At 46.7% G+C, this 15,380-nt stretch carries 16 protein-coding genes and 1 pseudogene; 11 read left to right on the top strand and 6 right to left on the bottom strand.

Features of this window, described 5'->3' with window-relative positions; all coding sequences use genetic code 11:
• Window positions 1–96: 96 nt before the first annotated feature.
• From PLA01S_RS05415 to PLA01S_RS05405, 3 genes are read right to left on the bottom strand one after another with little or no spacing between them, the layout of a single operon-like run.
• Window positions 97–1,179, bottom strand: coding sequence for a Ger(x)C family spore germination protein (locus PLA01S_RS05415; RefSeq protein ID WP_127590531.1), 1,083 nt, complete (start codon window positions 1,177–1,179; stop codon window positions 97–99).
• Window position 1,180: 1 nt separating this feature from the next.
• A complete protein-coding gene (locus PLA01S_RS05410) occupies window positions 1,181–2,284 on the bottom strand; it encodes a GerAB/ArcD/ProY family transporter (protein WP_127590529.1) in 1,104 nt (367 codons plus the stop codon).
• Entirely contained in the window at window positions 2,277–3,611 is a 1,335-nt protein-coding gene (locus tag PLA01S_RS05405; protein WP_127590527.1) for a spore germination protein, read from the bottom strand. The genes PLA01S_RS05410 and PLA01S_RS05405 overlap by 8 nt, the downstream gene beginning before the upstream one ends.
• 142 nt (window positions 3,612–3,753) lie before the next feature.
• Here PLA01S_RS05405 and PLA01S_RS05400 point away from each other — a divergent pair, with 142 nt between their 5' ends.
• Window positions 3,754–4,413 carry an FMN-dependent NADH-azoreductase gene (locus tag PLA01S_RS05400; RefSeq protein WP_127591076.1) on the top strand — a complete coding sequence of 220 codons (660 nt, stop codon included), beginning with the start codon at window positions 3,754–3,756 and terminating at the stop codon, window positions 4,411–4,413.
• A gap of 97 nt (window positions 4,414–4,510) precedes the next feature.
• Here PLA01S_RS05400 and pdxR read toward each other — a convergent pair whose 3' ends face one another.
• The gene (gene pdxR / locus PLA01S_RS05395) at window positions 4,511–5,905 is read right to left on the bottom strand and encodes a MocR-like pyridoxine biosynthesis transcription factor PdxR (RefSeq protein WP_127590525.1); all 1,395 of its coding nucleotides are present in this window, start codon (window positions 5,903–5,905) and stop codon (window positions 4,511–4,513) included.
• Window positions 5,906–6,026: 121 nt separating this feature from the next.
• Here pdxR and PLA01S_RS05390 point away from each other — a divergent pair, with 121 nt between their 5' ends.
• Together PLA01S_RS05390 and PLA01S_RS05385 are read left to right on the top strand one after the other, a co-directional pair.
• Window positions 6,027–7,010 (top strand): DMT family transporter, encoded by a 984-nt coding sequence (locus PLA01S_RS05390; RefSeq protein WP_127590523.1) that lies wholly within the window; start codon window positions 6,027–6,029, stop codon window positions 7,008–7,010.
• A gap of 307 nt (window positions 7,011–7,317) precedes the next feature.
• Window positions 7,318–7,584 (top strand): DUF2512 family protein, encoded by a 267-nt coding sequence (locus PLA01S_RS05385; protein WP_127590521.1) that lies wholly within the window; start codon window positions 7,318–7,320, stop codon window positions 7,582–7,584.
• 96 nt (window positions 7,585–7,680) lie between these two features.
• Here PLA01S_RS05385 and PLA01S_RS05380 read toward each other — a convergent pair whose 3' ends face one another.
• Entirely contained in the window at window positions 7,681–8,187 is a 507-nt protein-coding gene (locus PLA01S_RS05380; RefSeq protein ID WP_127590519.1) for a DUF3231 family protein, read from the bottom strand.
• Window positions 8,188–8,382: 195 nt separating this feature from the next.
• On the opposite strand from PLA01S_RS05380, the pseudogene PLA01S_RS05375 reads away from it, so the two are divergent.
• From PLA01S_RS05375 to PLA01S_RS05350, 6 genes and pseudogenes are all read left to right on the top strand, one after another.
• Window positions 8,383–9,236: pseudogene (locus tag PLA01S_RS05375) on the top strand (manganese catalase family protein).
• A 186-nt stretch (window positions 9,237–9,422) separates the two neighbouring features.
• The gene (locus tag PLA01S_RS05370; protein WP_127590517.1) at window positions 9,423–10,016 is read left to right on the top strand and encodes a DJ-1/PfpI family protein; all 594 of its coding nucleotides are present in this window, start codon (window positions 9,423–9,425) and stop codon (window positions 10,014–10,016) included.
• A gap of 349 nt (window positions 10,017–10,365) precedes the next feature.
• Entirely contained in the window at window positions 10,366–10,902 is a 537-nt protein-coding gene (locus PLA01S_RS05365) for a GNAT family N-acetyltransferase (RefSeq protein ID WP_127590516.1), read from the top strand.
• Between the two features lie 195 nt (window positions 10,903–11,097).
• Window positions 11,098–11,649, top strand: coding sequence for a sigma-70 family RNA polymerase sigma factor (locus PLA01S_RS05360; protein ID WP_127590514.1), 552 nt, complete (start codon window positions 11,098–11,100; stop codon window positions 11,647–11,649).
• Entirely contained in the window at window positions 11,646–12,416 is a 771-nt protein-coding gene (locus PLA01S_RS05355) for a DUF4367 domain-containing protein (protein ID WP_127590512.1), read from the top strand. The genes PLA01S_RS05360 and PLA01S_RS05355 overlap by 4 nt, the downstream gene beginning before the upstream one ends.
• A gap of 34 nt (window positions 12,417–12,450) precedes the next feature.
• Entirely contained in the window at window positions 12,451–12,948 is a 498-nt protein-coding gene (locus PLA01S_RS05350; RefSeq protein WP_127590510.1) for an LPXTG cell wall anchor domain-containing protein, read from the top strand.
• A 314-nt stretch (window positions 12,949–13,262) separates the two neighbouring features.
• On the opposite strand, the gene PLA01S_RS32435 is transcribed toward PLA01S_RS05350, so the two are convergent.
• Window positions 13,263–13,535, bottom strand: coding sequence for a YybH family protein (locus tag PLA01S_RS32435; protein WP_246059344.1), 273 nt, complete (start codon window positions 13,533–13,535; stop codon window positions 13,263–13,265).
• Between the two features lie 312 nt (window positions 13,536–13,847).
• Here PLA01S_RS32435 and PLA01S_RS05340 point away from each other — a divergent pair, with 312 nt between their 5' ends.
• Complete coding sequence (locus PLA01S_RS05340) at window positions 13,848–14,429, top strand: RNA polymerase sigma factor (RefSeq protein ID WP_127590509.1); 582 nt, start codon at window positions 13,848–13,850, stop codon at window positions 14,427–14,429.
• Complete coding sequence (locus PLA01S_RS05335) at window positions 14,390–15,355, top strand: superinfection exclusion B family protein (RefSeq protein WP_246059342.1); 966 nt, start codon at window positions 14,390–14,392, stop codon at window positions 15,353–15,355. The genes PLA01S_RS05340 and PLA01S_RS05335 overlap by 40 nt, the downstream gene beginning before the upstream one ends.
• Window positions 15,356–15,380: the final 25 nt, after the last annotated feature.

Genomic DNA, 15,380 nt, shown 5'->3' with positions numbered 1-15,380 from the left:
CCAGCAACAAGAGCAGGTATGCGAAAATATCAAAAGGACCGCAGGTGCGGTCCTTTTTTTGATGAATTGTTATGTGGTCCAATCCGTATCCTGGACTTACAAATTTTTAAGATTACCCCGATTCTCAATGACGGTCGTTACTCGCAGCTTGAAATCCAGATTAGGGTAGTAAGTAGTTCTCCAATCCCGCAGCTGTTCTCGGGTCAGATGATTTCTGAAAAATTGGCCCAAAGCCAAGATATCCGCTTGTTCGTTTTGCGTCTCTTGAAACATCTGATTCAGCCGGAGGGTGAGCAGCTCTTCCAGCTTCTCGTTGATCTGCTCTTCCGTGGGATGTCCCCTGGAGTCCAGGATGGTAACCTTCAGTCTAAGATGGCTTCGAAGATAAGGCTTGCCATCCTGCATCCAGCTGTGATGGGTAAGCCTGTTGCTTATGATTTGTACGGTGGCGCTCTCCATGACCTCGACTTTGCCGAACGCGCTTTTACCATAAAAGGCATTGGCCACAAGCGTTTCATCGGGTCCGATTCGGCCCGTCATCCTGCCATTCTTGATGATGGCCGAACCCATGCATTCGATGCTTGTGGATTTTCCAGAACGTATAATCGGGACGATGACATCATGCGTATAGGAATGAATGCTGCGAAACATTTGCCATACCCGCGTATCCGCTAATTGGGGATTCCAGCCGGCGTTTTTTTCGAAAAAATCATAAACGATATTACCGCTGTGTTCCGATTTCGCAGCCATATCCGAAAAGAATTGATCCAGCCCTTGATCGCTGATAGCAAATAGCGTTTTGGAGGAGATATCTCTGGAACGATTAAATGCGGAAATGATGTCTTCCATGCCGTTTCGGGCAAATTTTTTATCCACGATGACGATTTTCAAATGCAGTAGATCCACTTGAGTCTCCATGTTCATGCTTATATGATCGATGATTTCATTGATGGTATCGCCCGTATCCGAAACGATATTTACGGTGCTTGTTTCATTGGTTGCCGGGATATCCAAAAACACCTTGTATTGATTCTCCTCGGTTAGCGAAATGCCCATAATGACCGGAAGCGAGCGATGGTTAATGTCTTTGATATCCCAGCAGCCGGTAAGCAACGGAACCAGGACAGCCAGCATGAGAAAGCACTTCAAGGCATTGCGGATGATGACCGGGTTGTCCATATTATGTTACCTCCGTTGCACGGTTTGCTTTATGCTTGTGCCGCCATCCGATGATAAACGTGATCAGCGGAAGCACCAGGAAAATATACATTCGCAGAGGAATAATCCACACCTGCAGCTTCTTAAGGAAATCCCAGTTGGGGATGGCCAAGGATATGGCAAACAAACCGGCGGTCAGAGCAATCAATAGATAGATATTGGGAATCTTTGGGACGGCCCGCTTGGTAAGCGTAACGAGAACCCATAATGTCACTCCCAAGTACAGCAGCGCAAACGCCATCAGACTCAATAAGAAAAAAGTTGTGACCCGATCGAACAACAGCCAGGTGATATTCACGGTGTCTATGGTCATTAGCATGGGAAATTGATATAACTCGGCCGTGGCTTGCCCAAAGGTCAGAAGCGGCAAATATACCGATAACAAGAACATGGGGAGCAGCAGAAGGCAGCCCAGGATCATTTTCTTGATGCTAATATGTATGGATGTCGGTAACAGCCCCAGGAAAAAGAAGCCCCCTGCATATACGAATAAACTGACTAGAAAATCGGGTCTCGCAAGAAAATGAAGCGATTGTTCAGAGTCTATGATCGGGAGCAAATAATACCAATCCACATTTTGAAAGCTAAAGCAGAGAACAAAAATGATGGGGAATGTGAACAGGATGACCAGCAGGACGCTGGTTCGGGCCATGCTGGCCATTCCTTGCCAAGCCATGAGGAAAGCAATAGCAATCAATAACAACTGGATCGCCCACAGCGGCGTGGTTGATAAAAAGACCAAGGTTAACATCTCGGAATAGGCCCTAAGCGTTATGATAATAGCGATGCCGAAGTAAAAGAAGGCGGGAAGCAAAAAGATCCATGCGAGATATTTACCAGCGCTGCGGAATATATCCACGACATTCATGACATTCCTCTGGGCGGCCCATTGCAGGCCTTTCATATACATGTAGAGGGCAGCTGCATGTAGCGCATAGCTTATGGAAATTCCGATCCAGTGCCCCATTTCCATGCCTGCAAACAAATCGGAGGGATAGAGAAAAAAGATAAGCCCCATATGACAAACCACGTACAGGATGGTTGCTTGATAACCACTCTTATCCATTTTGCTCATCCTTCTGATTTAATGTAGGTAATGATAAATAAGGAATCCCCATGCTTTTCTGATGGCCCATATAGGCACAGATGACAACGATTCCAGCAAGGAGCCCCAGCATGCCATAGATAGCGGATAGAATAATCAACAGATACTTGAATCCTCGTATAGCTACAGAATTCTGAAATCCTACAACCGTAGAAGAGGCAATAGTTGTACCCGCCAGAACGATAATCAACAGGTTGCTGACGAGTTTGGCGGATACAGCGGCTTGACCTAAGATGATACCGCCAACCATCGTAATGGTGGGTCCTACGCTTTTTGGAAGACGGACGCTCGCCTCAAGGATGAGCTCCAGGACGATGAGGAGCAAGAGCGTCTCGACAAAGGCGGGATAAGGGACATCCTGCCGGCTGTTTGCAATCGATAAGGCCAGCTGAAGCCTCAGAACCTCAGGGTTGACGGACACCAATGCAACATAAAGTCCGGGAATTATCGTAGCGATTAAGACGCCTATGATTCTCAGGACTCTGATCAGGTACATGAAGGGGAGAGGATAGTTATGGTCATCCTTCAAACAGAACATATCCATCACGAGGCTAGGTAAAATGATCGCGAACGGATAGCGGTCGATCATTAACACAACCTTGCCCTGCTGAAGGGAGTGGGCCGCATTTTGCGGTAATTCCGTCATGTTGAAGTTAGTTACGAACGACCACGTGTTTACACCCAGCATGTTCTCGAGCTGCTGGATATGATGAACTTCCTGATCCAGACCCTCCTTGATTTTCGCTTGAATGGATTGCAATAACCGTGGTTCGATCCGGTCATCCTGATAGATCAACAATAACGATTTGGGATGACTCTTCCCGACGGTGTACGTTTCGACTTGCAAGGAGGACCCGGTGCAATGTTTTCGAAGAATGCCGATGTTCGTATTGATATCTTCCAGAAAAGCGCTGCTGGAGCCGTATAACGTATTTTCCGTTTCTGGCGATGAGACAGAACGGGTGACGCTTTTCGATATCGGAAGGACGGCGCTGCAAGTTCCCGACAAGGGTTCCAGGATGATCAGGTTGCCCTTCATGATGTCAGGAATAACCGCTTCCAGTTTGGGTTCGACAAGTTCGCCTAGATTTTTAAGCAGAGAAGCGGGCGACAGGGAATTTTCAATCATATTTGAGGTTTGGATTTGCAGTGAAGCGATACTCTGGGGAAGATCAACTAAAGAATCTAAACCGATCACTTGAACTTGATATTGCAGCAATTGAATTTCAACATTGAAAAAATCAGCATTCGCTTTGAAATACTCAGCCAGGCTTTCTTTGAGATCCATACATTCACTCCCCTGCCATACATTCTCTTAGATATCATTTCCATTGCAGCCTTTGATTTATGCATAAAATCACGGTAGATGTCACAATTGGATCGCCTTCTTTGTCTACATTATGAAATAGATGAAAAAGGAGAGATTTATGATGGAGAACATGCTCATTATTAATGCGCATCCCAAGGTGGAGGCAGCGACATCGGTCAGCTTGCGGGTGCTTCAGCATTTTTTGGAGGCGTACTCGAAATGGAACCCAGCAGGAGCTATAAAACAAATCGATCTATACCGTGATTCTATACCTGCCATAGACCATATGGTTCTGGAGACATGGAGCAAACAGGGAAAGGGAGAGCCCCTTAACGAAGAAGAGCAACAGATAACGGACCGTATGTCCGTAATTCTGCAGCAATTTAAGGCGGCACGAAAGTATGTCATCGTAATGCCGATGCACAACTTCAACGTTCCTTCCAAGCTTAAAGATTATATCGATAACATCCTCATTGCGCGTGAGACATTCCAATATACAAAGAACGGCTCGGAAGGCTTGCTAACCGATGGCCGCAGTCTGCTGGTCATTCAGGCTAGTGATGCCATTTACACGAATCATGACTGGTATGCCGAGGTGGAGTACTCGCATAAATACCTTAAGTCCATGTTTAATTTTATGGGAGTAATGGATTATCAGATCATTCGGGCACAGGGAAATGCGATTCTGGATCGAAATCAAATTCTGGAACAGGCCTTTCTGGAAGCCGAAGAAGCTGCGAAACGGCTGGCGAGCACGGAGGCTGCAATAAAGATTAAATAGGAATGGGATGCATGGAGTACGGTGACGAAGCATAAAAAAAGGCTGCCTGATGGCAGCCTTCACTGTTTGGATGGAAGCATGAAGAAACTTGAAGATGTTATAAGTACCCTTGATCCTTCAAATAAGCATGCAGCAGGGATATTCCGTCGCGGATTTCGCCCGCCTCCAGGTGACCGTAGCCGAACAATAACTTGTTAGCATGGATCCCTTTTTGAATACAATGGTAGTCCAGCGGCGTGATGCGTATCCGATTCTGCCGGGTCCTCAGCCTGAAAGCCTCGTCAAAGATCCCCCCGGGAAATTCAACAGCGAGATGCAGACCGGCTGCATCCCCCCAGGAACGCCAAGTATCTCCGAAAAGCTCATGTAGCGAAGATAACAGGACCTGCCTCCGTTCGCCGTAGATCTTTCGCATTTTCCCGATATGCCTGTCAAATTTCCGGGTGCGTAAAAACTCGGCTAAGGCAGCTTGCTCAAATGGGGGATTCTGTACATCCGTATGGGTACGCAAATGCCCCCAGCGCTGTTGAAGCTTACGGGGCACAATCGCATACCCGATCCGAAGCGCCGGGAACAGAACTTTGCTGAATGTGCCAACATAAATGACCCTATCGGGATCCATGTCATATAAAGGTGCGACCGAATCTCCGCTATATCGGAACTCGCTGTCATAATCGTCCTCGATGATATAGCTGCCGTTTTTTCTGGCGTAGCGGATGAGCGCAGCACGCCGATCGGCCGGCAGAATGCCTCCAAGCGGAAATTGGTGAGAGGGTGTAACATAAACGGGACATCCAGGCTTGTCGGTCAAGTGATCGGTCTGAACCCCGTGTTCATCCACGGGAACATGATGGATTCGATACCCTTTATTGATGAACGTCTGCAGCATCTCGATGTTGCAGGGATCTTCAAACCAAATTTCCTGATCATTCTGATAGAGTAATTCGGCAAGGATATTCAGCGCATGTGTTGCACCTGCCGTTATAAATATATCCTGGCTGCATACCTTAAGGCCTTTGCAACGATAAAGCCACAATGAGATTTCTTCTCGAAGTGCGGGCAGGCCCTGAGGTCCCGTATAACCTAGCAGAGCAGAGCTCATGTCGCCAAGGGTTTTCATTGAAATCTGCTGCCATGCGTACCGTGGAAATAGCCGGAGTTCAGGCTGTCCCGTGCGGAAATCTGCTGCGAAATCAGGAGGAGCTTCTTTCCGCGGCGGCGGTTCAACGTTAGCCAGGATATCTAGTGCAATGCCTTTAGCGACCCGTGTAGGAGCCCCTTGTTGGCTTATAACGTAGCCTTCGACGCTCAACATGTCAAACGCTTCATTAACCGTATTACGAGATACCTTGAGTTCTCTCGCCAATTGACGGGATGAGGGCAGGCCTTCTCCTGGCTGCAGGATTCCTTGAACAATCCTCTCCCTTATGGCTGAATAAATTTGTCGTTTAAGCGATACTTCGCTGCTACGGTGCAGTATTATTCCCAACATAAGAGCATCCTCCAACTGGTCTGCATAAATTTTCGCTTAACTGGCTCTGTAACCATACCAGTATTTTCCCTATGATTGTAGCATAGATTCAGTCGCTATCGATCTGTGATATCTGGGGGATGTGATCTTTTTGGAACGATGGAAAGGAATGCTTTATTTATGCGGAGCTTTCACGCTTGCAGGGACTTCTGTCATCACGGCATGGTTTTTGAACGGGAAGTTAGGGACATTTACGATAACAGCCGCCAGCTTGGTATTGGCTCTGCTATGTATGCTCCCTCTATGTAGGAAGGAACTGGTGAAGACGGTTCGACAGTTAACATTCCGAGAGTGGGGGGTTCTGTTCTTTCAGGCGTTACTCGGGATGTTTCTGTTTCGGATGCTGCTGCTGCAAGGCCTTCTTCATACCAGCACGGCAGAAGCAGGAATTCTCACAGGCGCTACACCCGCCTTTACCGTCATGCTGGCATTCGGGCTCCTGAGAGAATCGGTGAACGGGAATAAGTTGGTAGGCATTGTTACCACGGTGGTAGGCATTATGATCATACAAGGGGTACTCACGCCGGGCCATGCATTCGAGGCACAACATCTGTACGGTAACCTGCTTGTGCTCTGCGCTGCATGGAGTGAATCCGGCTTTAATCTGCTTTCCCGCATCGGTTCGATGCAGCGAACGTCTTCACCAAACAAAGCCATTCATCCTGTGGTCCAGACGACGCTGGTCTCGGTGATCGCCTTGATGTTATGCTTGATACCCGCATGGTTCGAGAATCCGGTGGCTTCACTGGCAGCAATAGGATTGCAGGAATGGCTTGCGCTTGTTTGGTATGGACCGATCGTGACGGCCGTGGCCTTCATGCTGTGGTATGCCGGCATCAAGCGCTGCCATGTATCAACAGCTGCTGCTTTTTCCGGTATGATGCCTTTCACGGCTTTGTTGTTATCGGTCATCGTATTAAAAGAATCCGCAGGATGGGAGCAATGGTGCGGCGGCATTCTGGTCATTCTCGGTATGTTCCTCATTGGCAGGCAACAGGCAGCAAACAATCCGTTGCCCCAACAACTCCCGCCGGAACCTGGAATCATCATCGGGGTCAGGGAATGAGTTAAAAACAAAAAAAGGAAGCAGCATCCAAGCCGCTTCTTTTTTTGTTGTGCATAGAAAAGGTTCAGCGTCTCAGCAGATTCAAGTGCCAACTGTCTGAGCGACTGAGAGACCGCTTGCTGCGGGCTGAGTTCACGGCGCTAACCAGAAGGAAAATTAAAACGGATGACCCCGTATTGTTATTAAGGCTTCATTATTGAAGCTGTAGCATCCAGCTTCACTCCTCTCAGTCAAGTCTTACATTCTATTCATGAGGGGCTGGTATGACAGATAGAAAAGGAAAAGTTTGAAAGGATAAAATTGGGTTATAAATTATATTGCTACCCTGGGGATAGGCGTTGCTTCTTATCTGGTAGGTGACCTATTAATCTTGCCTAGGACCCATAATATGATCGCTACCATCGCAGATGCAGGTCTGGTATTCGTCATGCTCTGGATGATTAGTGAATTGGCGAACTGGACCCTGGAATTTTCGGTCATTCTTCTCATTACGGTGTTAGCCGGAATCTTTGAATATTTCTTCCACATTTGGCTCCTTCGAGATCATCAGCCTGTTAAGAAGCAGCAGGCTTAGCAAGAAGAAGATCAATGTGCGAACATATGATTAAATCAAAAAAACACTCTGAGCTACATCAGATCAGAGTGTTTTTTTTGATTGATTACACTATACTCATTCAGGTCTCTTGAGTTGAAGCGGCGGCGGAATGAGCCAGCCTTTTTCCTTATTCATCTGAAGGATACGCACACCCAGCGCCGTCTTGGTGAGATGATATTTAGCGAATAACGCGCCGATATCTTCCCGGATGGATTGTCCCATGGTTTGACTGCATGATACCAATCCGAGTGATGTGTCAGCAGCGATTTTGGCCGCTATTTCCGGATCCGTGAATCTTGCGCCCGCCGGAATATCCTCGAGTTTGACCGGAGGTCTTTCGGGAAGTCCCGGTGCAGGGGCGATTCCGTTGTCGGTAAGCAATTCATCACATTCTTTAATCTCGAGTTTAGCTTGATCCAACAGATCATTAAGGATTTTTTTGAGATCTTTATCGCCTGCATGATTCAAATAAGCCTCGTAGCAGGATACCATGCCTTTTGCCAACATGGATGCTGACCATACGCTAAATATTTCCCCATAATGCATGGGCTCATTTTTAGGATTACCGCTTAAAATTCCCAATCTTATTCGCTCCTTTAATATTTATTCAAACAGAGTCATTATGTGCAAGAGATTGTTGTTTAATTCTTTCGAAGTAAGCAGAATAGGCCTCTGGCAATTTTCAGGAAATCATTGTGACGGATGCAGGTGCATGGAAGATGGAATGTAAACACAAACTGGATTCGTGACTATATTGAGGAAGCGGGAGGATATTACATGTATTTTTATAAAGAGGATCTGATCAATCTGATTGTTCCGGATCAACCTGATCCAGCAGGTGCAAAGGTGTTGCAGGAAACGTTAGGCGGCCGATTTGGCGAAATGCGGACGATGATGCAATTCTTCTTCCAGAGCAACAATTTCCGAGGGAATGCCATCCATATCGCGACTTGATCCGTGGCATTTTCTTGGAAGAGATAAGCCATGTCGAGTTGGTACAACATACAATCAACCAGCTGCTTACCGGAGCTGGCGCAGAAGGCGCCGGTAATTCCGGAATGGACGAGGCCCCGCTCGATGAAGCGATCAAGCATGCGAATCCGCATCACTTTATCATGGGAGCCCAAAGTTCTTTGCCTGTTGATGCCGCAGGAAACCCTTGGCAGGGAAATTACGTGTACGATCACGGAAATTTGGTTAGTAATTTGCTCGATAACGTAGTGCTCGAATCAACGGGAGTGCTCCAAAAAACGCGAATCTATGAGATGAGCACAAACAAAACGTTCCGTGAGACGTTGGCTTTCCTGATTGTCCGGGATAATGCACATCAAAATGCGTTTGCCAAAGCGCTGGAGACGCTGGGCGTTGAATGGGGTAAGATATTCCCTGTTCCGAATTACGACATCCATAAATATCCGGAATGCCAAAAATACGTAGATATGGGATTCCATAACGCACAGTTCAACTTCAGGCTGGATGATACGCGAATCGGCGAGATTTTTAGCGGTCAAACACCAAGCAGAAATGGCGGGGAGCTGCAAGTGGTTCAACCTCCGGAAGGGTTTCCGTTACCTGTAATGCCTGAGCTGGCCAACGAGCACGCACCTGGGTTATATGATTTAAATCATTAATTCAGCATCCGTTCAGATATGCAGGTTATTGAATAAAAGAGGCAGTCATCGGGCTGCTTCTTTTTGTTATTCATTTGTTTTTCAGTTGAATTTAGAGATAAGTGTAGTTATGATAGAACACAATCCGAAAGATCGGGATGTCGCTTAAGATGATAATAGAGTGACAAGGACGGGGGAGGATGGCTTATGAAGAAAGTGCTTTTACTGTTGGCGGATGGATTTGAAGCTGTGGAGGCGAGTGTGTTTACCGATGTTCTGGGGTGGAACAAGCTGGAGGGGGACGGGACAACCCTGGTTGTGACCGCGGGACTGCATGACCGGTTGAAATGCACGTGGAACTTTACCGTTATTCCTGAGATCACGCTGGACTCGGTTAAGGTGGACGATTACGATGCGCTGGCGATTCCCGGCGGGTTCGAGGAAGCGGGCTTTTATAACGATGCATACGACTCCAGGTTCTCCAAGATCATTCAGGAATTTCATGCGCAGGGCAAGTGGATTGCTACGATTTGCGTTGCAGCCCTTACGCTTGGCAAAGCCGGCGTATTGGAGGGACGAAAAGCCACAACTTATGATCACCCAACCAGCATCAGAAAATCGCAGCTGCGAGAATTCGGTGCCCATGTCATGGAACAACAGATCGTTGTTGATGGGAACCTGATCACTTCATGTAACCCGGCAACGGCTTTTGATGTGGCATTCACTTTACTGGAAAAACTGACATCCTTGGAAAATACCCTGCATGTGAAAGAGCTTATGGGATTTACAAGGAAAGCATGATCAAAGACTAAATGGATTTTAAGCAGTGAGCCTGTCCGAAAGAAGACAGAGCTTGCTGCTTTTTTTTGTGATTACGGCGTACCGCGGTTTATATAAAAAATAATTATAATCATACAGCCTATATGTAAGCGTTTATTGAGGATGATACCCTTGAGTGCAAGGAGGGATTTGGTTTGAGTTTATTTCCTGTCACTTACTCGCTTCTGTCTAAGCAAGCGGTAGGGTTACATATCCAACTCAATTAATACGGTTACGGCTGGAGAGCTTACGGTATCGCGGAGTTTAGGCTGGCCAGAGAAATACATAGCGGGCATGACCCTAAGGAAGTGTCTAGGACGGAGGAAAACATATGAAAGTTACCGTGGAGTTAACCGACACTTCCACCAAATTTATCATTAATAATATATATCCGCTGTATTTGCATGATTTATCAGGGATATGGGGATGGAAGCCGAATCGTTATGGCATCTATGAGGATGATGACACAAGAACCTTGAATGACCAGATCCAAGTTTTTGATATATGGTGGGAGAAGCCCTCGATTTTGTTTCCTTATCTGATTCGAGTGGATGGCCTCCCGGCAGGATTTGCTCTGGTGGCAACCCCGCCACACACCTTTGGCAGTGATTATTATATGAATGAGTTTTTTGTTATGAAACCTTTCCGTGGTAAACATGTTGCGGAGAATGCTGCATCACAAGTGTTCGACAAGCATGCCGGCAGCTGGGAAGTTCAGACGAATGCCACGGATCGCAATAAGCGGGCTCAGACGTTCTGGAGGAAGACGCTGCAAAACTATGTGCCGGAATCATGCGTAAAAGAGTTGGTTGCGACGAGGGACGATAATGAGAAGCTGATCTTTCAGTTTAACTCATCGCTGGCATAGAAAATCAGATACTTTACTGAGATGGATGGGACAGTGGCGTCATTGAAATAATAGCAAGCGGGAAAGTCCAACCGGTCGATTGCGATCGGTTGTTTTTTTGTTACCTTGTCAGGCATTCTTCAGAACTTTTATTTTGCTTTTGATGTAGCGGAATGGTGAGTTAAGCCGTCTAAAGAGTATGGAGGTGGTCAACAGATGGCAAGGCCGGCCGGCCCTAACGACAAATCAAGATTTCCGTCTGAGCCCTCCCTGTCGCTGGAGCAATTCATGAACGAGTATGGCACCTCCATACTGCGTACAGCCTACTTCTACCTGGGTGATCGACATTTAGCGGAGGATGTTAGCCAGGAGGTGTTCCTGCGGGCTTTTCGCCATTGGACATCATTCCGGGGGGAGAGCAGTGTGAAGACGTGGCTGACGAAGATTGCAATTAATGCATGCCGGGATAAACTGGGTTTAAAAATGACACAAGAGCAACCGACGGACCCGCTGCTGCTGGAAAGCTCCGTACTCCGCAGTGTGGAGGAGGAAGCCATGGAGCGCCTAGATCAAACAACCATTCTTAAATATATTGCCAAACTGCCGGTTCATTATCATGAGGTTATTTACTTGTATTACTATCTTGACCTGGGAACTCGTGAAATCGCGGAAGCTACCGGAGCACCGGAAGGGACCGTTCGCGGGAGGCTTCACCGGGCAAGAGAGCTTCTTGGCGAATACCTGGCAAAGGAGGGACTCGCACAATGACATCCCAGGACGACCAACTTCGTGACCTTATAAAAAATGAAGCGGATGACCTCCTGTTTGAAAACCTTCACTTCGATACAAATATGCAAGTGAAGGTGAAGCAGCTTGTAGAGCGAGAACGAAAGCAGTTGGAGAATCAGGAGCGAAGAACGAGAAAAAGATGGTATCCATGGTTCACCGGAACAGCAGTCGCTGCTGCGCTCATCGGATTATTCCTCATTTTCGCTGAGCCTAACTTCATTAAATCTCCGGAATCGCCTACTGTAGTACTGGAGCCCCCTGTGGTCCTAAACGATCCTGGTCCTGATGCCCCGATCGATAATCCGCCGGGTATTTCGAATAACGAACCGCGAATTCTCGGCAGCTATGATGAGGCAGGGCAAGCCTTTGGTGATAAGCTTCGTATTCCCTCCTATCTTCCGAAGGGCTTCTCCCTTCATCAAATTTCGGTAACAGGTCCGAAAGAAGAGGCAGCTACAGAAGCGGTATTCAGTTACACAGCAGGCGACCGTTCATTCGGTTTGTTTGTAAACAAAGAAGACAAAGTGAATATGTCCCAGCATTTCGATGAAAAAGTGGACTTGAACGGTGTCGAAGGCTATTTAATCAGAGGCGAGCCGATTCAAGACAACGGAGGGATGGTTCCTAATGTTCAGCTCCATTGGTACACAGATCATATTCACTTTATGATCTCAGGTCTTGTGAGCCAAGAGGAAGCTCTTCAAATTGCCCGGTCTATGGAACCGGTTATGAATCCAGATCCATAATCGATCATACAGAAAAACCAGGAGGTAATGAGATATGAAAAAGGTAAATATGAAGCATTGGGGCAAGATACTGCTGTTGGGGAGCGCTTTGCTCGTATTTGGGGCTGGTTCTGCCTTGGCTGCGCCGGATAGCGCGGTATCAACATCCTTGCACTTGGCTTCCGCGGCGGAAGATCGTCTGACTAACAAACAAGCGGAGATTGACGAATATGTTGCCGGTGCAGGTCAAGAAGAGCTTTCCGCACAGGGTTTTATTGTGACTCACACGGGGGTGGTTGGTGATAAGGTTGAGGTTGGCATTACACCATACAATGAACAGCATGCAGAATTCCTTTATGAGAAGTTTGGACGTGATATCGTTCAGGTGGTGGAAGGAGAGCAAGCGATTCTCTATGGAGCGAATGCGGTTGAAGCCGATGTGGTTGCAGCGGAAGAAGCGGGTACGAATCCGTGGATCTGGGTCGGCGCGGCGGTTGTCATGATTGCGGGTGGACTGCTTATCGCCAGAAAAAAACGGTTTCCACGAAGTTAAGAAATTGCACCGTTTAACCGTTCAAAACCGTATGAACCAATAGATGAACTCAATGAACCCAGGTTCCCGATCTTATGATCGAGAACCTGGGTTTTAATATAGGAAATGATGTTTAAACGGCTTGGGTGATAGATTCAATCTTATTGTGATTATCCTTTTGGGTGCGATTGGATTAAAGTATTTTGACCCGCAGCAAGGAGCCATGTGTCTTGGTCCTTGACCATCACATAGATTGCCAGGCTTCCTTGCCCGTCTACGATGATTTCCCCCTTCGATGTAGCCGGATACTGTCGTATATGCGCGATGGCCACATCCTAGCGTAAGAATACAAGTTTCTCAACGAAATACTTTGCGTAAGAATGAAGAAGCGGCCCCTTTAAAACCACTTTATGTGTGTTATTTATTTGCTCCCAGCCTGAGAGCATCTCCCCCATGACATTGACCCAAGTGGAGTCTTGCGTGAAGTGACGATCCAAAGCATCGGCATCATGTTGATTAAATGCAGATTCCATATCGGCAATCGTTTGTCTAATGATGCGATCTTCCTGCTCCTCTAGTACCTTGTGATTTTCCTGGATGTTGGGCATTACGTATAACCTCCTTTTATTTGTACTGCACTATGGGCCGATACCTCTTAATCCTTATCAATTGGTTTCTATGATTTTATCTTAGATGATAAGATATATAATTAAAAATATATTTTATGGCAGGAGTATATGCCCTCAGGTATATAAGTGAATTGTGGGATAAGCAAATCCAAAGAAAAGATCGACAATATTTCAAAACAATTCATACTTGAGGTATGAGTTGTTTTTTATTTATGTTACAGGTGTCCCTTTTTTTAAAGAAGAGGTGTTATACAAACGTAAATAAGATTTACGCGGAGGTGCGTCTTCGAATTGGATTCGATAGAGGAGTGCGTGAGGCGCGTTAAGGCCGGTGAGGTGGATGGTTTCGAGCCTATCGTTGAAACGTACAAAAAACCAATCTACATATATTGCTGCCGGATGCTCGGCTGCAAGCAGGACGCGCAGGATGCCGTCCAGGATATCTTCATCAAAGCGTTCACCAAGCTTCATACCTATGAAGTCAAGGTTTCGTTCTCATCATGGTTATACAAGATTGCCTATCATCATTGTCTCAATCTGCTTCGCAAGAGACAAGTTCGCATGCGAGTGAGCCGACTCATTCGATCGACAGGGCATGCTGATAGCGTGGAACAGTCGCTGGAGCGCCGGTGGTTCAGCGAACCGCTGGAATATGCCATGACGAAGCTCTCGGTGGAAGAGCGGAATCTGCTCGTGCTGCGGGTGTTCGAAGATAAACCGTTCACGGAGATCGCACAGATTCTGGATAAGAATCTTAGTGCTGTGAAGAAAAAGTATGCTCGAATGAAACAGAAAGTCATCAAGCTGATCCAGGAGAAGGAGGGGACGGGGTTATGCGAGATTCGGGACAGCCGGAGCAAGATCGAATTCTGAGAAGCATGGAATTGCACTCCGTGGAAGAAGAGGTGGACGTGACCCCCGCCATCATGCAAAAGGTGCGTCAAATTCATCGGAAGAAACACGGGAGAAATGACGGGAATCGTAAGAAAACCTTAATTATTGCGATGCTTACTGCGATTTTGATTCTTTCGTCCCTTAGTGTTTACGCAAGTCAATATTTGATTCAGATCAAGAACAAGGAAGGCGAAGTCATTCTGTCTACCATGAAGCCATGGAAATATTCCGAATCGGAATATAACGCTAAACGAAGAAAAGAGACGGTAGAAGAGCTGAGCAAGAGGTTAAAGCCGGGTGAACAGGCGGTATATTATATCAAGGACCAGCATCTAACTTCATCCACCAAAAAATATCCACTGAACTATGTTTATATGGCGACAAAGCATCCGAATTATCAAGAACTCGCAAAAGAAATCGAAGAGAAGAGTGCCCCCTTACTTCGAGAACCTGATTATGTTCCCGAAGGGTATCGATTTGATTTTGGACGGATTCAAATTAGAAACGAACCCGTATGGGGAACACCGGAGTATGAAAGTCTTCTGAATGAACTCAAAGAGCAGGCTGGAAAGTCGGATGAGGAACAGGGACTGTTCTATAAGGTTGTTCCTTGGTTCGAGATTGCTTCTACGGGAATGGAATATCGTAAAGGTGAAAATCGGATCACGATTCTGGCTTTTGCCCGAAAGAAAGGTTCAAAAGCTGGGGTGCCAACAAACCAAGCCGTAAAACTAACGATTAATGGGAAAGAAATGATTTTGTCAGCCAGCCCAACAAACTCATCGCGCAAATTAACATGGCTTAGCGATAGTGAAGAGGTGCTGTATTTGATTATGGACGATCCAAAGGATCCACTGTCCAAGGATGAGTTTGCGAAGATTGCAGCCGGTCTTATTTCGGAATAAAACGATTTCTGCTTTTTTTGGATAA

Source organism: Paenibacillus lautus NBRC 15380, assembly GCF_004000945.1.
Lineage (GTDB): Bacteria > Bacillota > Bacilli > Paenibacillales > Paenibacillaceae > Paenibacillus_AQ > Paenibacillus_AQ lautus.
The sequence above is the reverse complement of the archived record's forward strand: the minus strand, read 5'-3'. Positions and strand labels throughout refer to the sequence as shown.